Below are 17,100 nucleotides of genomic sequence, written 5' to 3'. Positions count from 1 at the left end.
AGGAGCCTATGGCCCTGTTGCGGGGATGGGCGGAGCACGACCTGAGCGATCAGGGCATCTTCAAGCAACGCAAGGGCGGCAAGACGCCGTTGACGCTCTCGACGGGATGGATGGAGAACCACGTCGAACAAATCGTCCGCATGTCGAGCTACATCGGACAGTACGCCCCCAGTCTGGACGCGGTACGGCTGCTGGACAATGTAGGGTTTCAGGAAGCCATGCGCTCCGCGTTCGGGCGCAGGCGCGGGCGTCAACTGCTGCACGCCCTCAACCGCTACGTCCGGGACTATGCGGGCCTCGACATCACGGCCCCAAGCGACAACCTGAACCGCATCACCAATACCCTCACCCGGCTCGGTACGCGCGGGATCATGGGCCTGAACCCACCCAGCATAGCCATTCAGATATTCGGCACATTAAACCTTCTGCAAGAATCGTCCATAGGTGAAGTGGCGAACGGTTTCAGCCAGTTGGCCCAGGATGACATGAGTTTTAGAGAGTTTGTGGACCAGCATTCCCCGCTGCTCTGGTTGCGTTACCACGGCAGTCCTGCGGGATTGGTGACGCCGGGAACGGGCGGACTGGAAGAAGCGGTAACGGCGGTCTTCGGCTCGTCGGGATGGGACAAGACGCTGGCCCCGATATCCTGGGGCGACCGCGCCGTCGCGAAGGTCGCCTGGGGCACGGCACAGGCCCGCGTGACGGCTGAAGGACAACTGCAACCCGGCTCACCGGAGTACTGGCAGGAGGTCGCGCGGATCACTGAGCAACTGGTCAACGACACGCAGACGCCGCTGCCCGGCGCGGAACACGCATCGGAACTGGAACGCAGCGGCAGCCGCAATCCGATTCTCCGGGGCATGTTCAGCCTGTTTCGGGGCCAGTTGAACACGATGTACAACCACTTCGTACGCGTCGCCGACGACATCAAGCACGATCCCCGCAACATCCGCAACCACGGGCGGATGCTGAAGGCGGTCATCATCTTCGCATTGCAGGGATTGGGCGTGGCGGCGGTGCAAGAGGAGTGGAAACGGCTGAGACGCAAGCTCCCGGCCCTTGTCGGCAAGGAAACGTCTGAGGATCCCGAGGGACGGCTGAAGGCATATACCCTCGGCACGGTTCAGAACCTGGCCCAAATCTTCATCGGCTACGGCCAACTCATCGACAGCTACATCGCGTCCAAGCGTTACAAGACACAAGGCATCGATGTATTTGAACACCCGATTGCCCGCGTTCTGATGGAATCGGGCGGCGGATTGAAACAACTGTTTGGGGGACTGTTTGGGCTTGCCAAAGATGACCGGGTGAAGTCGGGCCGATGGAAGGGCTACCAACGCAGCACGAAGGACTTGGTCGAGGGAAGCTACGGACTCGTCAGGGGAATCGGTACGCTGCTCGGACTGCCCGCCAATGCCGCCATGGGGATCGTCCGCGAGTTCATCATGCCCGCCAAAGGCAAGAAGAAACAGAGCAACACCCTCTCCTATCAGGACATCCAAAAGGCCCTCTACGCCCCCAAAGACACGGGGGGCGGGCAGAAGCTCTCATATGAGGAAATCCAGAAGGCACTCAACGGAGCCACGCCATGAACGATAGCGAACGCGACCAGATTCTTACCAGTATTCAAATCGACGTGGCTCTGATTAAACAGACCGTGAACAATGGAAAGTTCATGACGAAGGAAGACTGCTTGAAGCGGCATGCCGCGCCCTGGGCGAAGCTCTGGTGGCTATTCGTCGGGGCCGCCGTCTCAGGGGGCGTCGGGGCGGGCATCGCCCTGACGATACAGGCAATTCACTAAAAATTCTGCTTGACAAGTCGCCAAAGTAGGTTAATCTTCCCACAGATTGTGCCAAAGGAGGGTCATATGCGCTACGTATGGGTGATGCTGATGCTCGTGCTGTGCCTGGTGGTGGCCGGGTGTGCGAACCGCATCGAGAACAAGGGCGGGGAAGTGGCCGCTCAGTTCAACAAGCAGACGGATACCGCGGAAGAGAAGGTCGGTAAGCGGACGACCCTTACGTTGGTTCCCAAGCCCGCTCCCGTTCTTGCGCCGGTGCCCCCAACGTCGCCCAGCGAGCCGGAAAAGGAGCCGCTCCCGACCAAGATGTGGTTTGGCGGGGGGGAATTCGTCCTCCCGCCCGGGTACGTGCCGCAGGTTGTTGTCGAGGAAGGTCTGGAGTCCAAGTCCGACAAGTCGAAATACGCGGGCGACTATGAGGGTAAGGGACCGACGCAACACGACAACTCCGGTAAGTCGGAGGGGTTCGAGCCGGGCGTGCCCGATGTGAACATCGACGAGAACGGCATCAACAGCGACACGAACAAGAGCAAGCTCCGCGTCAAGTTGCCCGACGGACAGGAAGCGTGGCTGATCGCGGGGGCGGGCATCTTGTGTCTCGTTGCGGCCGGGCTGCTCTACTGGTGGAAGCGCGACATCCTCTTGTCTGCCGTCGTCGGCGGCTCAGGCGTCATTTTGATTGCGTTCGCCTTCTACAACTGGCTTGCGCTCCTGGGCTTCATCGCGATCCTGGCCCTGCTCATCTACTGGGCCAAGAAGACCGGCAAGCTCGAATACATCAACAGCCTGTTTGTCAAGAGCACCGAACAGGTCAAGGTCCAAGACCCGACGGCGGGCACTGCTATCACCAGCACGATAGCTGAGAAGGCCAAGGCGGACGGGACCGAAACGCTCGTCCGGGACTTCGTAGACTCGAAGGTGTGAGCGCACTCATGGGGACCGTGACGCGGGAATACTCCCGTGACCCTGGACGATGCTACGGCGTTCCTGGAACGCCTCTCCGCGACGCGCGGCTACGGACCCATCATCCGCGCCGTGATACCGTGGTTGCCGGTCCTGATCCGCATGCCGGAGCAGAAGTTCTGCCTCTGGCTCGGACAGTTTGAGGAGGGCAACACCGACTATTGCGTCGCGCTGGCAGAGCACTGCGGCAACATGACCGAACGCGAGAAGCGGGATATCTCCCGCAAGGCGCAACACCTGATGAACGCGGCCGTAATGGCGATGGACGACGTAAGGTGGGAGGCCGTTGCGTGGATCCTCCGCGTCGTCAAAACCGTGGTCGATTGTGTGAAGGGGTGAAGGCTAGTCCCTCCCCGTCCGAGTGGGGGAACACCGGGAGGCGGGGAGGGACGATTTCGAGGCCCTATCGTGGCAGACCGCACCATCGCACAGATTCACGCCGTAGAACTGCCTACCGGCCTCACGGCCTGCTACCTCTACCCGATGGCCGACCTCCACGACGGCGACCGTGCCCTGCAACGCGCCAAGCTCAAAGCCTACCTTGACTTCATCGAGAAGACCCCCGACACCTACATCCTCTTGCTGGGCGACCTCTGCAACACCGCGATCATCGATTCCGTGTCCGACACGTACGACGAAGAGTACATCGTCGATAAGCAGAAGGACACCATCGTCGAAACCTTCTGGCCCGTACGTAGCCGCATCCTGGCCATGACCGGGGGGAACCACGAGCATCGGATATCGCGCTCCGTGGGCGTGGATATCACGAAGGAGATCGCCGGGCGACTGGGGGTCTATTACGCTCCGGACGAAATCTACCTGAAGGTGAGTCTGGGTAAATCATCCCGACACGCCAAGCGCGTAGCCTACGGCATCTACGCGACGCACGGGACGGGCGGCGGGCGACTCATGGGGGGCAAGGCCAACAACCTGGCGCGACTCGCGGAGGTGTGCGACGCCGACATCTACATCGCGGCGCACACACACCAGATCGTCGCGTTTCCCTCACTCCTGTACCGCATGGACCTGCAGAACAACATCGTGGTCGAGACCAAGAAGCTGTTTGTCGGCACCGGGGGCTATCTGGGTCGCAGTCGGTATGCCGTGCGGAAGACGTACCCGCCTCAGAAAGTCGGCAGCCCGCGCATCCGTCTGGACGGCAAGAGAAAAGACGCACACGTCAGCGTGTAGGGGAATGACATGAAGAAATCCGCAGCACTTGAGCTCTGGCGCAACGCGGTCATCGAGGCGAAGAACTCGCAACTCCTGAACGCCGAATGGATAGAGGTCGCCGTCCTGCCCAACGCACGGATGAAGAACATATGGGCGAGGGCCGTGCGTTCGCTCAACTGGTCTACTTACATTCTGCAACTGAATCAGAGCGCACCGGACAAGGGGCCGAGCGTCCAGATGCTCGCAGACCACGAGGTCTGCCACTGTGTGCTGTTCAAGCTGGCCGACCAGTGCGACTGCAAGCTCGACGACCTTGAGGCAAAGCACCCGGAGTTCGGGCGGTTTATCGAATCTCTGTGCGACCATATCGCCGCGGTCTGCCGCAACATGCGGGAACGACCGTAACGTCTCCACTCGACTGGTAAAGGCGACATTCCTATCCACAGGCCGTAGTAAAGTCCGCTACGTTTACAGTGAGGGATACTACGATGCCCGGCACGCACGATTGCGACTGGCAGACGTTTGTCGACAAGGGGATTTACGCCGCCGACGCGGACGTTGGCAAGGTGCTGATCGACGTGTGCGTGATCTGCGGGCGCTTGCGGCTCAGAATGTGCGAGGGCAGGCGCGACCCGGACGAGAAGATGAAACTCAAATGGGGCGAAGACCGCGAGTGGTTCTTCGAGCCGCTGCGCGACCTGAAGAGCATCCAGGTCTACTCTGAGCGCGGGGAACCGTCGGAAAACGATGACCACACATGACCCGTACCGAAAAACGATACAACCGCACCCAAAACGGTTACGCCTGCACCCTGAGACGGAAAAACGATGATGCGTGACTGCCGAACCTGTGGCAAGCCTCACATTTTGCACGACGAGTTCGGGCGCAAGACGGTTTCCTGCCCGCACATGAACCACGACGAGCTGCCTCCGGCCTGCCCCTTTTACCGTGCTAACCAGAGTCCCGCGCCGCCTGAGCAGCCCGACCCCGGTCAGCCTCAGCGTATAGTTCTGTCACCGCAGATGACCGCTGACCCAGCACCACCCGCGCCGTCTCAATCCCGTATTCTTTCCTGAGCCGCGTCGCCGCCTTGTGCCTCAACTGGTGGGGCGTCCACGTCTTGACCCCGGCACGCCGACATGCCCGCGCTATCGCAGTCCTGATGACCCCCACGGTGTAATGTGCGGCCGTGCCCCCTTCAGGGACGAAGCAGAACGCCTCTGCGTCCCGAAGCAGATACCGCACTACTATCTGTTGAGCCTGTGGCCCCAGGTAGATGAGCCTGTCGTGCCCGTGGTGTTCCGTCTTGTGATGGGCGGGGCGGTAGGTCCAGGGCGTCTCGGACCTGTCGAGATCCCGCGGGCGCATGATGACGATCTCGCCCGTTCGCGCACCCGTCAGGTCTACGAGCCGGACGATATCCGCGACAACAGGGGAGAGTTCGGGGAGCGTTTTCTGCATGTCTTCTTCAGACACGGGCCGGACAGGTTCACCTTCGGGCGCGTCGCCTTTGCGCATCCCGGTCAGCGCAGCCAGGGTCTGGCAGACGGCCGGCGGAACGAGTTCGTTGCTGGCCCCCCACTTGAAGATGTGCCGGACCCTTGACACCATGCCGTTGATGGTCTTCCGCGTCCACCCCTTGGCGTAGAAACGTTCCCGAACCGCCTTGAGGTCGCTCAGACCGAACGCCCCGACCGCTTTCTTGCCGGCCACGTCCAGGAGCGGGCGGATCGCCGACTGCACCACCTGATACTCGCTGCCGCTGTAGTGTGCCTCAGCCCACTTGTCGAATCGCTCGACCAGTTCTGTCACTGTCACTACCACGACTTTCCCGCCGCGCAGGTCGCCTTGCAGTCTGCGCTTCAGGATTTCGGACTCGTACTTGGAGCGGAGAAGTTCCGCATCGGACCGTGACCTGACCCGGAGCGCATGGCGGAACCGCACCCCCTCAAGCACGTAATCCACATGCCACCATCCCCGCCTCTGATAGAGCCTGACCATGTTCGGACCCTCCAAAACTTTGGCACAATTCCGGCACAGGCCACTTATCTATCCCCTTTATCGTCGTCGCAAGTCCTTGCGGCTTAAGGCTTTAAGAATGGGCGATGAAGGACTTGAACCTTCGGCCTCATGGGTGTGATGCAGACATCGCCGATTCCTGCGAATTACGATTTCAGGGGAAAAATGCCTATAGCCCTTATGTACCCGCCAAGTAGGGCGATTTGAATGAATGGACGGTTCACATATATTGCGGGTGTTTGGCACAAAAAAGGCACAAGGCTACCAGTTCAGAGTGCCCAGTTGCGCCTCGACAATCAGCCCGGCCAGCCGGTACTGTTTGCCGATCTCCAGCACGTCCCCGGTCCCTTCGGGGACTCCCACCCACGTACCATGCGCATCGTGGCGCAGGCGACGCAGGTAGTGTTTGTCCCCGTTGGCGATGACGATGATGTGTCCGTCGCACCTCTCAGGCGTCGCCGTCGGATCGACGAACAAGAGTGCGCCTGACGGAATGAGCCGGGACATGCCGTCGTCTTCACAACGCAACGCAACAACATACTGCGGGCTTGCCGAGCATTTGGTATCGACCACGTCCCACCCCTCGATTTGGCTAACGTCCATGACGCCCATAGGCCCAATGGCCCGTACAGACCGCACGCGCGGTACCCGCGCGGTCCCCTCCGGCAGTTTCCCCAGGTCGCCGCCAGGCGCGTCCAACATATCCCCCTCACCCCTTGCAAGCCATTCCAGGCGCACCCGCATGCGCCCGGCTAGTTTTTGGAGCATCGGCAACGTCGGTTGCGACGGACCGTAGAGCCAATTTCGCAGAGTAGACTCGCCCACTTCCAGTTGCCGCGCGGTTTCGCTGACAGCCCCGTGCCCGATGTGATGGTTTTTGTCCATCCACATCCTGAGCCGTAACCCAAAGTCTGTCAAACCCTTGCGTTCCATGTCCCTGCCCGCCTCGGAAAAAAATCCGTTTTTTTTAGTGGTTTCCATTTGACAAACCGCCGACGATAGTGAATATTGTTGTCATTCCCACCAAAAGTATTTGGGTGCCTCGCCCGCCGATGGAAAACGCGCCGGGCAGTTTCCCCTCGTGAAACAGGCGGATCACCGTGCTTCGAGTCACCCGCCATCGCGCCGCCACCTCGCGGGGCGTGTAAAAATTTGTGCCTTTTCCATTTGACGCGTTCTTTTCCATCGGTTACATTCCTTACGGCTAGTTTAGGGGAAACTGCCCGGCGCGTTTTCCATCGGCGGGCGAGGCACCCAAATCCGCGTTCCCGTCGAGACGGTCGAGCGCATCGAGCAGAACCGGCCCGACCTGAAGCCCGTAGAACCCATACGAATCTAGGGGAGAACATGGACACCATAACTCTGGCGCAACTCAAGGACTGGAATGCGTGCGAAGAGTTCCTGATCTGGCTCGCGGAGAACGTCCCGCACGCGCACGAGGAGTACTGTTATGGGCATAAGGGCTTCGAGCGTGACTTTGGCTTTCTACTGAACGCAAAGGACTGGCTCCGAGTAAACACCCACGCCTACTGGCGCGTGGCCGACGTGCGGGATGCGCTGTGGAAGGCGGACCGTGAGACTGGCGCGGACAGCACGGGCAAGCGGCTGTATGCGGGGTGGGCCCACTGGCTCGCAATGCACATCGGATGCGAGAAACCCAAGGAGAAGAAGATGGACACGTTCAACCCGAAGGACTTGCAGGCGGGGGACCAGTACTGCTTTGATGACGACCTAGGCTTCCGAACCGTCCTCTATGGAGACGACTGTGGCGTCCTATACGAATACGCCGATGGTTTACGCAAGTACTCATCCTTCCACCTTGACTGGCAGCCCATCACCCGCGTCGTCCGCGACGGCAAGCAGATCTTCCCGCCCCCGGAGCCGAAGTGGGAACCGCGGGTGGGGGAAGTGGCGTTGTGGCAAGGCATTCCCGTCACGGTTGGGAATGTTGGACCAGGCTACGTCACCATACGCTTGCCGGATGGCTCGGAATGGAACGTTATCACCAACAGCCTCTCCCCCTACGTCGAGCCGAAGCTCAAACCCGACTGCATCATCGACGGCTGCCGGGACACGCTCTCGGAGCAGAAGATTCACGACCGCTACTACCTCATCCCGAAGGGGGCCGGGAAATGAGGAACGATGAGCGATTCTTTTGGTGGTCGATAGGAGTGCTCACTGGGGCCATCATCATGATCGGCTGCATCCTTTTGGCGGATAAGGCCGCCGACGGCGCAGAAGCTCAGTATGCCTCGTGGTACAGCGTGGCGTCTTGCGAGAAGGAATCGGGTCAGCACATCATGGCGAACGGGCAGCCGCTCGACGATACGAAGTTCACCTGCGCCAGTTGGGATTACCCATTTGGGACCGTCGTGCGGGTCCGGCACGGGGAACGCTCCGTGAATTGTGTCGTCACGGATCGCGGACCGGCACGACGGCTGTACCGGAAGGGCGTCATCATCGACCTGACGCGGGCGGCATTTCTGAGCCTCGCCCCGCTTGAGAAGGGGCGCATAGCGGTGAGCATACAGGAGGTGGAGCAATGACGCTACGGCATAAGGACGTGTGGACAGAGCGGTACAGGGGGATCAGCATCGAGATTGTGCGGTGGACGTTGGAGGGATATCTGGATGTCCCTGACAAGCCCGCGTGGAATTACTACCTGTATCTCAGAGAACAGCAGATTCCCATTGATTTGCTGCCCGCGGTGTTCTGCGGCATCACCGAGCATACCTGGGGCGGCAAGGTCCATCGTTTCTGGGATTACACCAATAGCATCCTGAACAGGGTCTTCTGGCACGGCGGGATTACGCTGTATGAGGTTGATGGAGGTATCGAAGGCGTCCCGCGCGTCATTCGAGTCGGATGCGATTATATGCACCTGCACGACGAAGAACTAGCCCATTGTTACAACGAGGAACGGATAGCCAACGATGCGCGGCGTACGGTGGACGAACTGTGGGACCTTATCCCCAACCTCAAGGTCTGGTGCTCAGATGATGGGGAATACCGGGAGTTGAAGGACACGGAACCGCGCAAGGACGGCTATGTGGCAAAAAACGAGGCCCTGCCATGACCTTCCTCGAACGTGTCAACGCAGCGAAGCCCGACGAGTTGCTGGACCTCGCCCGGAAACTGGCGGCGGCTTGTGACCACCACTTCCACGACGGCGGAATCGCGCCGCTGGATGAGGTCGAGACGGTAGATTGCCGTATCTGCTTGCTGGGTTACGCCCTTGCCGAAGCGCAGGAGACGCCATGAGCAACGTCATGCGGTGTGTGGCCCGAAGCATCGATGACATTCGTCGCGATGCCACACGAATTCAAGACGCCCTCGACTCACTACGCATGGACTTGAGGCGTCTGGAAGTCAAGGTCTATGGCAGTTGCACTCCTGCCGAGGAAGAACCCCGTCAAGGCGCTGCCCCCGTGGAAGGGAAGGACAACTCATGAGCAACATCCTTCAATGCATCCAGCAGACCACGCAGGAGATCATCGACGAGCTGGACCGGATCGACGCCGCGCTGCGGGATGCGCGCCAGCAGTTGCGGAAGCTGAACAGTTCCACGGCTGTTCCGGATAAGCCGCATTGGGACGAAGCGGTGCAGCACTGGGCCACAGACCTGTCACGCTTCGCCGACTGGGGGGACTGAACATGCCCATGCCCGGAGCATACGGGGCCGGAGCGCCCCCGGAAGACGAACGATACGAGTCGCTGGCGGCAGACGTGAGCGACGACGAGATCCTGCACCAGATCCTGTTCGGGCGGTCCGGGGCGTTCATCGCCCAGAAAATTCTCCAGCGCCTGAGCGACGACAGCGGGCCGGGTCCGGTGCTGGTTTCAGAGACGGCAATCCTGAACGCGCTCAAGCAGATCGAGCGCGACACCATCGTGGATGGAATTGTAACTGCGCTGATGGAAAGGTGACGCGGGGGACAAGCGGGACCGTTTCCGCGTGCGCATAGTTGGGCCGGTTCGCCAGTCGGCATAAGTGTCCGCAGTGCCACCGAGCCGCATGTGCCTGACCCCGCGTCACTGCTCTTTGAAAACATGGGATGGTGCGAGCGTGTCCCTTAAACCCCGTTCGGGCAGTGGAAGGCTCGGTCCCCGACGCACCATCCCAACCATTTGCGTCCGTGCGGCGTGGCGACGCTGGGTAAGGCCGGGGATAAGCTCCGCGACGGCGGGACAGGCCCCGGAGGTTGTGGGGAACCGACTCCACGTAAAAAGTCCTGGCGATTGTGCAAGGCGAACCGCGAGCATCGTAGCTACTCGCCAATAGGCTGGCTTGCGGCGTCTACTGTGGCGGCACCAATGGAGCCGGGTGGGGAATCCGGCCACGGACGCATTCAAACTAGCACCCCGTCACCCGGCGACGTAGCCGCGTAACGCCGAATGGCAGATAGCCGTGAGCGGCCTGCTCGTCAGCCGGGGACGGGGAACGATAACCAAAGGAGAAGCGATGACCGAACGCGAACAGTTCCCGATGGTAGACGTTGCACACGAGGTCGCCAAGACGATGAGCGAGGGCGACCCGGACCTGATGCTGCAAGTTCTGGAGAAGAAGGCCGCGAATGCCATGCGCATGCGGCAGTGGGTCGAAACCCTGATGGTCGGCCAGACGTATCCGGGCGACTGGACCATTCAGGGCGACAAGGCGTGCCTGTCTTCTGCCGGCGCCGAACGCATCGGCAGGCACTTCCCCATCCGGTATCACGACGTGCAGCAAACCCGCGAGGACTTCACCGACACGGAGGGCAAGGGATACCGATACGTCTTCAGGGGCTACGCGACCTTCAACGACAGGACCGTCTATGCCGAAGGGAACTATTCCACGCGAGACGAGTTTCTGGGGAAGAAGTCCGGAGCATGGCGTCCGCTTGAGGACATCAACGAGGGCGACATCCGTAGCGCGGCCATGCACATCTTCCAGGGCAACGCGATCAAGCAGCTTCTGGGTCTCCGGGGCATCCCGGCCTCTGAGTACCAGCGCATCATGCAGGGGACCGGACAGCAGGCAACCCGCACAACGACCGTGGAGCGTGGCAAGGGGACGCAGGGAGGGACCGCCCCCGACGACCGCAAGCACCAGACGGAGCTACAGGAAACGTGCCTGGCTATCGTCCACGCCGGGTTCACGGCAGAGAACGACGGGAAGAACTGCAAGCTCGTCCCGCTCGCCGAATCGTCCGACAAGACGGACGTGCAACTGGCCGATGACCTCTGCGTCATCATGAGCGGATTCGTCGGCGACAAGGGGCCGGTGAACGGCCGGACGCCCAACAACCTCAAGGGTAAGTGGCTTGAGAGCACGCGCAAGCGCGCCCTGGGTCTCAAGGGTCAACTCCCCGCATCCCCCACGATGGACTCGTGGGTAGGCGACGGAGACCCGACCCATGCTTGACATCCAGAGCGGAATCCAAGCCGTCCTCGAATCCAGGAAACGGCGATTCCCCCAACACGTTAACCGCATCAGCAGTCTGGACGACCCGTGCGTGCGCCGCCTCTACTACATGCGGGCGGCATGGGACAAGGCGGCAAGCACTCCCACGTCGCTTCAGGGCGTCTTCGAGACGGGCAACATCCTTGAACCCGTCATCGAGCGCATCGTCCTGGAAGTCGGCATGGCCAACACCCCGCCGTGGCGAATCGTCGGGGCGCAGATGCCGACGAACGACCGACTGCTCCGGGCGTACAACATCGCCGGGACGATTGACGGACTGCTACAGGAACAGGTGATGATGGAACACACGCACTTCCCCCAGTGGGATACCTTGGGCGTCGTCGATATCAAGACCATGAGTCCCAACGTCTATGCCCGAATCGAAGAAGCCGACGACCTGAGACGCTACCAGTGGACCGCACGCTATCTCGGTCAGGTGATGCTCTACTCGCTCGCCCACAACCTCGACACCGGCTATCTGCTCCTGGTCAACAAGCAGAACCTTTGGGACATGAAACTGATAGCCGTCCCCGTGGAGATGGAGCACTGCGAACGGCTGCTTCAGAAGGCGCAGGAGGTCAACGAGGCCATCGGTTCGCAGTGTCCGCCCGAAGGCTGCAACAACGTCGATATCTGCCCGACGTGCGCATGGTACTCCTACTGTGTCCCTGACCTGATGGGCAAGGGCAATCTCCAGATCGTGGACTCTGAAGAACTCGCGGTTGTCCTGGACCGACTGGACGAGCTGAAGGGACAGGCCGCAGAGATTTCAGAACTCGAAAGCGACCGGGACCGGCTGTTGGTGAAGGGGCAGGACGTCGTCTGCGGACAGTGGCTCGTGACGTGGAAGCAGACCTCAAACGGCCAGTGGCGCAAGAAGATCGTGAAGATGGTGAAGTGAATCCTCTGCACCCCCGCCGTCTTCGCGCCCCAGGCGGCGGGGAAACTGATACCCCCGTGGAGAGGGCGTGCGTACACCGCTCCCTTAAGGACGGTCGCACCACCCAACCCTCTCCACGGCGGGATTTATGAAAGGAGAAGCCATGAGGCGGCGGACCTGCGAGAGATGTGTGCGGCAGTATGAGTGCCCCTGCGTGGCCGGTTTTACCGCCTTAATTGAGGGGTTTCGCACCTACTGGCGCGACTGTGAGGGCGGCAATATCTGGGCCGCGTGCGCCCGCACAGACAGCGAACTTTCGCGTATCATAGCCCGCGAGTGCAAGCGGTATGAGAAGGAGTAGGGCCATGACCGACGACGAACTGACGGCAATCGAGAAGCGCGGGGACGCATTCAGTATGCCGGGGCGCGTGACGCTCTCCGTCGCCGAGCGCGACGACCTGTGCGCGGAAGTGCGGCGGCTGAAGGCTGAGAACGAGGACCTGCGCGGGCAGGTGGAATCCCTGAACTATCTTACGGAAAAGGACGCGGGCAATGAGTGACTGTTCCGGCATGACAAACGCTGAGCGCATCAGGAAGATCAGAGATGATCTGGCCAACAATGCGACGCGCATCGAAAACATCGGGCTGAAACGGGCGGACACGCGCACGGGCGAATACACAACGCTGGAGGGCATCCTCAACATCGAGCGTGCGCTGTGGTGGCTGTTGAAGGAGGTCAATCCAGATGCCTAACGAGACATGCACGTGCGGGGGCGCGCTGGGGCCGCTGGGCAACACGGGGCGTTTGCAGTGCGTCCGCGACAAGTGTCTCACCGTTTTTGAACAACCCGCTCTCTCCGGCCTGCGCAAGCTCCGCGCAAGGCTGGAGGCGGCAGACAAGGTTATCCAATGCTGGAAGGCGGAAGACAAACTTCGGTGGGAAATGGACGTTGAACGTCCCGACTCCCAAGAAGCCCTCGACGCATGGACAGACGCGAAGATTAATCGCGATGAAGCGGTGGCAGCCTACGAGCGACTCCGCGAGAAGGAGAAGCCATGACCCTCTTCATCCGTGTCTACGATGCCCCTCAGCCGGGCGGCAGCAAGAAGGGCTTCGTGAATCCCAAGACCGGGCGCGTCATCATCCTCGAAGACGCCAAGCGCAACAAACCGTGGCGGCAGTCGGTCAAGGCGGCGGCGCTGGACGCCATTGCCAAGGCGAGCGCATGGAGTATGCCAGACGGATCGGTCAAGCTTACCATCACGTTCTACATGTTGCGTCCGAAGGGCCACTATGGGACCGGGCGCAATGCGGGCATGCTGAAACAGACCGCACCACGATTCCCCACCACCAAGCCCGACCTGACGAAGCTCGTACGCTCCACTGAGGACGCGCTGACTGGCATCGTCTGGCACGACGATGCGCAGATCGTCACGCAGGTGTTGTTCAAACGGTACGCCGACGAAGACAGTCCAGTTGGCGCAGAGATGTGGATAGAGACGGCCCCGACGCGCTGAGGGTGGAAACCATAGGAGGGTAAGGCGATGAAGCGACTGTGGCAATATCCTTTACTGTTGCTGATTATGATAACGGTGCCCATATGGGTGCTTCCCTGCATGGTGTGTTTCGTGCTGGAAGATTGGCGACGCGACCTGTTTGGCGACTAGCTGAGGGTGGAGAACCTGGGAGGGCACGATGACTGACGTGGCGATGGCAGAAAAGCTCTGCGAGAGGTTTCATCGGTGCGGACTTCGCCCGTATGAAACCGAAGCGGCTATTGATTGTCTGGAACTGGCCCTGGCCGAACTCAAGGCGGCGCGGCCTATCGTAGAGGCCATGCACGAACTATTCCCGGTTGGGGACATGTTGCCTGACGCGCCACTGCGCAAGATGCTTGCCGCCTACGACGCGGCCTGTGGGAGGACCGATGACCGAGAATGACATTCCCCTGCTTCACGCCCAAGGCGTCGAGCTGCCGGACAGACCGGCCCCGGCGACAACGGTTTACCTGGTCGCGGCGTGGAAGATCATGGAAGAATACTGGAAGGTGTGGCCCGACCTCTGGCTCTCGCGCTCGGTTGCGGAGGACCGCGCGAAGAAGCTTGCCGGGTGCTGGATACATAGGCGCGTGATCGAGGTGAAATTGAAATGACTGAGCCGAAACCCATACTGCCTCACAAGTTGACCGACCTGTTGGACCGGAACCCGGCACAATGCTACTGCGACTGCATTCCCGAACTGCTGTCCATCCTCGATTACTACCAGCGTCTCGCACGAGCGCGGGCGAGACAAGCCGAAGCACTCCAGAAGATGAACGTCGCCCTGGCAACGGACTTGGATGTCGCGGAGAAGAAACTGGCCGACGCCGAGACCGTCATCGACGCACTGAAAAAAGAACTCGCGGAAAGGGAGAGGACATGACGAGCTACCGTCCCATCACGGACATGATTATCTGCGCACGCTCGAAGGTGAAGTACTACGGCGCGTACCCGAGCGGATTCTTGAGACGTGCCAAGTGGCTGATGCCGGGCGGCATGCTGCACTTATTCGGGGGACACGCGGCGGACGATCCCTTTTTCGGGCCCCAAGACGAAACGGTAGATACAGAGCCAATGACGCGCCCCACCTACCTGAATGATGTTATGAACTTTGGTTCTGGAGTGGTGGGCTACCAAGCGGTCCTCGCCGATCCGCCCTATACCGAGGCAGATGCTGCGCACTACGGCGACCTGCCCTGCCCGAACCCCAACGAGGTCATCAAGGTAGCCTGGGGCCTGACGGTCCCCGGCGGTCGCTGCGGACTGCTGCACTATGTTGTGCCGCGACCCCCGGACAAGAGCGCCATTCTGGTAGCCGTCTGCGGGGTTATGGTAGGTTTTGGTAACCGCATCAGAGTCCTGACGGTCTTTGAGAAACCCAAGGAGACCCCATGAACCTCGCCGACCTGTGCGCAATGGCCGCTGAGTTCGGGCGACGTCTCGGAGAACTGCTCGACTTCGCATGCGCGGCGCTGAGCGTGCTACAGGAGAAGACATGAACCGGACCAAAATAGAGTGGGCCGACTTCACCTGGAACCCAATCGTCGGATGCACGCATGGCTGTCCCTACTGCTATGCTCGGCGCTTCGCCAAGCGGCAGAAGTGCCCCCAGTGTCGCGAGTTCACTCCCCACCTGCACCCGGAACGCTTGGACGAGCCGCTGAGGAAGCGCAAGCCGTCGCGGATCTTCGTGTGCTCAATGGCGGACCTGTTTGACCCGCTGACGGGGGGTGTGGAGTCCGGGCGCGTGATGCACGGGCGGCTGTGGACCCAGGTGTGCGATGTAATGGCTGACGTGCGGGCGCAGCATCACACGTTCATTGTCCTGACGAAACAGCCGGAGATTATGTGGCGACGCCTTGCAACGCGCTACCATCCTATCCCGCGCAACTGGTGGCTTGGCGTCTCCGTGACGAATCAGGAGGACGCCGACGAACGCATCCCGGCACTGCTGTCCATCAAGGCTGCGGTCCGATTCATCAGCCTGGAGCCGCTGCTGGGGCCGGTTGACCTGCACCCGCTCTGGCTCGATGCTCGTAGCCTCTCCTGGGTCATCGTCGGCGCACAGACCGGACCCGGCGCCGTCGCGCCCAAGCCGGAGTGGATCGAGTCCATCATCTGGCAGTGCCGTGTCGCGGGCGTGCCCCTGTTCCTCAAAGACAACCTGAAGTGGCCGAAGGTGATTCGGGAGTTCCCAAAGGCATGAACTACTACAACGACTGCGACCCGTTCGCGGCGGCGTGGCTGCGGGAACTCGTCGCCGCGGGACTGATACCCCAGGGGGACGTGGATGAACGAAGCATCGCCGACGTGCAGCCCGCAGACCTCAAAGGATATACCCAATGCCATTGGTTCGCCGGGATCGCAGGATGGCCCCTCGCCCTCCAGCTCGCCGGCTGGCCCCCAACTCGACCTGTTTGGACGGGGTCTGCACCCTGTCAGCCCTTCAGCGTCGCCGGGAAGCGAAAGGGGCAAGATGACGAGCGGCACCTATGGCCCGCATTCTTCAGGCTCATCCGCGAGTGCAGACCTGACACGGTGTTTGGCGAACAGGTTAGCGGAGCGATTCGGCACGGATGGCTCGATGGAGTATGCGGAGACCTGGAAGCGGAGGGCTACGCCGTCGGGGCGTGTGTACTGGGAGCACACAGCGTCGGCGCGCCGCACATCAGACAGCGGCTGTACTGGGTGGCCGACCGCTCGCGTTCCGAAATACTCGCACGACCTGGCCAAGTTCAAGCGAGATCCGGGGAGGAAGTCTCCTACGGACTTGGAGACGGCCTGCGTAATGGCGGGCTGGCCGACGCCATGCCAACAGGACGGGCCGAACGGGGGGCCGTCGCAGGGGACAGACAGACTCCCGGGAGCGGTAGCGGGGTGGCCGACCGCGAGGGTGCAAGATTCAAAACACGCACAGGCGTCTCCGGCAGAGGCGAAGCGAAACTCATTGACGGCCGCCGTTGCGGGATGGGCGACGCCTCAGAGCCGCGACGTGAAGGGGGTAGACCAGAACTTCCACGACGGGGCGGTCAACAACTCGCTGCCGAATCAGGCCCTTGGTCTGACTTCTCCCTCATCCCCTGTGCCGACGGCAAGTCGCGGCGCGTTAAACCCGGAATTCGTCTCCTGGCTCATGGGGTTCCCAACCGCGTGGGACGGCTTAGGGGCCTTGGCAACGCCATTGTGCCCCAAGTCGCGGCGGCGTTCATCCAAGCGTTCATGAAGGAGGGGGGCGACGCGAAATGACCCATGACGAATTGGTGTCTCGCGCGGGTAAAT

General features: G+C 61.1%; 29 protein-coding genes. 26 read left to right on the top strand and 3 right to left on the bottom strand.

Annotated features, from left to right (window positions below):
* From WC683_06100 to WC683_06070, 7 genes are all read left to right on the top strand, one after another.
* A partial coding sequence (locus WC683_06100) for a hypothetical protein (GenBank protein MFA4972165.1) occupies positions 1-1,592 on the top strand: 1,592 nt, incomplete at its 5' end.
* Positions 1,589-1,804 carry a hypothetical protein gene (locus WC683_06095; GenBank protein ID MFA4972164.1) on the top strand — a complete coding sequence of 72 codons (216 nt, stop codon included), beginning with the start codon at positions 1,589-1,591 and terminating at the stop codon, positions 1,802-1,804. The genes WC683_06100 and WC683_06095, both read left to right, overlap by 4 nt.
* Positions 1,805-1,870: 66 nt before the next feature.
* Positions 1,871-2,728, top strand: a complete 858-nt coding sequence (locus tag WC683_06090) for a hypothetical protein (protein MFA4972163.1) — start codon at positions 1,871-1,873, stop codon at positions 2,726-2,728.
* A 36-nt stretch (positions 2,729-2,764) separates the two neighbouring features.
* Complete coding sequence (locus tag WC683_06085) at positions 2,765-3,106, top strand: hypothetical protein (protein MFA4972162.1); 342 nt, start codon at positions 2,765-2,767, stop codon at positions 3,104-3,106.
* 69 nt (positions 3,107-3,175) lie between these two features.
* On the top strand, positions 3,176-3,958 hold the full coding sequence (locus tag WC683_06080; protein MFA4972161.1) for a metallophosphoesterase: 783 nt from the start codon (positions 3,176-3,178) through the stop codon (positions 3,956-3,958).
* Positions 3,959-3,967: 9 nt separating this feature from the next.
* On the top strand, positions 3,968-4,345 hold the full coding sequence (locus tag WC683_06075) for a hypothetical protein (GenBank protein MFA4972160.1): 378 nt from the start codon (positions 3,968-3,970) through the stop codon (positions 4,343-4,345).
* Between the two features lie 83 nt (positions 4,346-4,428).
* On the top strand, positions 4,429-4,701 hold the full coding sequence (locus tag WC683_06070; protein ID MFA4972159.1) for a hypothetical protein: 273 nt from the start codon (positions 4,429-4,431) through the stop codon (positions 4,699-4,701).
* A 190-nt stretch (positions 4,702-4,891) separates the two neighbouring features.
* On the opposite strand, the gene WC683_06065 is transcribed toward WC683_06070, so the two are convergent.
* The 3 genes from WC683_06065 to WC683_06055 form a co-directional block, all read right to left on the bottom strand.
* Positions 4,892-5,941 carry a tyrosine-type recombinase/integrase gene (locus WC683_06065; protein MFA4972158.1) on the bottom strand — a complete coding sequence of 350 codons (1,050 nt, stop codon included), beginning with the start codon at positions 5,939-5,941 and terminating at the stop codon, positions 4,892-4,894.
* Between the two features lie 279 nt (positions 5,942-6,220).
* Entirely contained in the window at positions 6,221-6,940 is a 720-nt protein-coding gene (locus WC683_06060) for a S24 family peptidase (GenBank protein ID MFA4972157.1), read from the bottom strand.
* A complete protein-coding gene (locus WC683_06055) occupies positions 6,927-7,145 on the bottom strand; it encodes a helix-turn-helix domain-containing protein (protein MFA4972156.1) in 219 nt (72 codons plus the stop codon). The genes WC683_06060 and WC683_06055 overlap by 14 nt, the downstream gene beginning before the upstream one ends.
* A 161-nt stretch (positions 7,146-7,306) precedes the next feature.
* Here WC683_06055 and WC683_06050 point away from each other — a divergent pair, with 161 nt between their 5' ends.
* The 19 genes from WC683_06050 (at position 7,307) to WC683_05960 (ending at position 17,067) form a co-directional block, all read left to right on the top strand.
* Positions 7,307-8,095 carry a hypothetical protein gene (locus WC683_06050; GenBank protein ID MFA4972155.1) on the top strand — a complete coding sequence of 263 codons (789 nt, stop codon included), beginning with the start codon at positions 7,307-7,309 and terminating at the stop codon, positions 8,093-8,095.
* Positions 8,092-8,505: a septal ring lytic transglycosylase RlpA family protein gene (locus WC683_06045; GenBank protein MFA4972154.1), complete on the top strand. Its 414-nt coding sequence runs from the start codon at positions 8,092-8,094 to the stop codon at positions 8,503-8,505. The genes WC683_06050 and WC683_06045 overlap by 4 nt, the downstream gene beginning before the upstream one ends.
* A complete protein-coding gene (locus WC683_06040; GenBank protein MFA4972153.1) occupies positions 8,502-9,035 on the top strand; it encodes a hypothetical protein in 534 nt (177 codons plus the stop codon). Before WC683_06045 ends, WC683_06040 begins: the two co-directional genes overlap by 4 nt.
* Entirely contained in the window at positions 9,032-9,220 is a 189-nt protein-coding gene (locus tag WC683_06035) for a hypothetical protein (GenBank protein ID MFA4972152.1), read from the top strand. The genes WC683_06040 and WC683_06035 overlap by 4 nt, the downstream gene beginning before the upstream one ends.
* Before the next feature lie 187 nt (positions 9,221-9,407).
* On the top strand, positions 9,408-9,611 hold the full coding sequence (locus WC683_06030; protein ID MFA4972151.1) for a hypothetical protein: 204 nt from the start codon (positions 9,408-9,410) through the stop codon (positions 9,609-9,611).
* Between the two features lie 2 nt (positions 9,612-9,613).
* A complete protein-coding gene (locus WC683_06025) occupies positions 9,614-9,886 on the top strand; it encodes a hypothetical protein (GenBank protein ID MFA4972150.1) in 273 nt (90 codons plus the stop codon).
* A 535-nt stretch (positions 9,887-10,421) separates the two neighbouring features.
* Positions 10,422-11,363 (top strand): hypothetical protein, encoded by a 942-nt coding sequence (locus tag WC683_06020; protein ID MFA4972149.1) that lies wholly within the window; start codon positions 10,422-10,424, stop codon positions 11,361-11,363.
* Positions 11,356-12,303: a hypothetical protein gene (locus WC683_06015; protein ID MFA4972148.1), complete on the top strand. Its 948-nt coding sequence runs from the start codon at positions 11,356-11,358 to the stop codon at positions 12,301-12,303. Before WC683_06020 ends, WC683_06015 begins: the two co-directional genes overlap by 8 nt.
* A 142-nt stretch (positions 12,304-12,445) precedes the next feature.
* Positions 12,446-12,643: a hypothetical protein gene (locus tag WC683_06010; protein MFA4972147.1), complete on the top strand. Its 198-nt coding sequence runs from the start codon at positions 12,446-12,448 to the stop codon at positions 12,641-12,643.
* 4 nt (positions 12,644-12,647) lie between these two features.
* Entirely contained in the window at positions 12,648-12,842 is a 195-nt protein-coding gene (locus tag WC683_06005) for a hypothetical protein (GenBank protein MFA4972146.1), read from the top strand.
* A 10-nt stretch (positions 12,843-12,852) separates the two neighbouring features.
* Positions 12,853-13,035 carry a hypothetical protein gene (locus tag WC683_06000; protein ID MFA4972145.1) on the top strand — a complete coding sequence of 61 codons (183 nt, stop codon included), beginning with the start codon at positions 12,853-12,855 and terminating at the stop codon, positions 13,033-13,035.
* A complete protein-coding gene (locus WC683_05995; protein MFA4972144.1) occupies positions 13,028-13,342 on the top strand; it encodes a hypothetical protein in 315 nt (104 codons plus the stop codon). The genes WC683_06000 and WC683_05995 overlap by 8 nt, the downstream gene beginning before the upstream one ends.
* Positions 13,339-13,800, top strand: coding sequence for a RusA family crossover junction endodeoxyribonuclease (locus WC683_05990; protein MFA4972143.1), 462 nt, complete (start codon positions 13,339-13,341; stop codon positions 13,798-13,800). The genes WC683_05995 and WC683_05990 overlap by 4 nt, the downstream gene beginning before the upstream one ends.
* A gap of 178 nt (positions 13,801-13,978) precedes the next feature.
* Positions 13,979-14,224: a hypothetical protein gene (locus WC683_05985; protein MFA4972142.1), complete on the top strand. Its 246-nt coding sequence runs from the start codon at positions 13,979-13,981 to the stop codon at positions 14,222-14,224.
* Complete coding sequence (locus WC683_05980) at positions 14,211-14,435, top strand: hypothetical protein (protein ID MFA4972141.1); 225 nt, start codon at positions 14,211-14,213, stop codon at positions 14,433-14,435. The genes WC683_05985 and WC683_05980 overlap by 14 nt, the downstream gene beginning before the upstream one ends.
* Positions 14,432-14,704 (top strand): hypothetical protein, encoded by a 273-nt coding sequence (locus tag WC683_05975; protein ID MFA4972140.1) that lies wholly within the window; start codon positions 14,432-14,434, stop codon positions 14,702-14,704. The genes WC683_05980 and WC683_05975 overlap by 4 nt, the downstream gene beginning before the upstream one ends.
* Complete coding sequence (locus tag WC683_05970) at positions 14,701-15,216, top strand: hypothetical protein (protein ID MFA4972139.1); 516 nt, start codon at positions 14,701-14,703, stop codon at positions 15,214-15,216. Before WC683_05975 ends, WC683_05970 begins: the two co-directional genes overlap by 4 nt.
* A gap of 100 nt (positions 15,217-15,316) precedes the next feature.
* The gene (locus WC683_05965) at positions 15,317-16,027 is read left to right on the top strand and encodes a DUF5131 family protein (protein MFA4972138.1); all 711 of its coding nucleotides are present in this window, start codon (positions 15,317-15,319) and stop codon (positions 16,025-16,027) included.
* Entirely contained in the window at positions 16,024-17,067 is a 1,044-nt protein-coding gene (locus tag WC683_05960; GenBank protein ID MFA4972137.1) for a DNA cytosine methyltransferase, read from the top strand. Before WC683_05965 ends, WC683_05960 begins: the two co-directional genes overlap by 4 nt.
* The last annotated feature ends 33 nt before the right edge of the window (positions 17,068-17,100 follow it).

Source organism: bacterium, from assembly GCA_041648665.1.
Taxonomy (GTDB): Bacteria; UBA10199; UBA10199; order 2-02-FULL-44-16; family JAAZCA01; genus JAFGMW01.
This window is presented reverse-complemented; position numbering and strand designations above follow the sequence as displayed.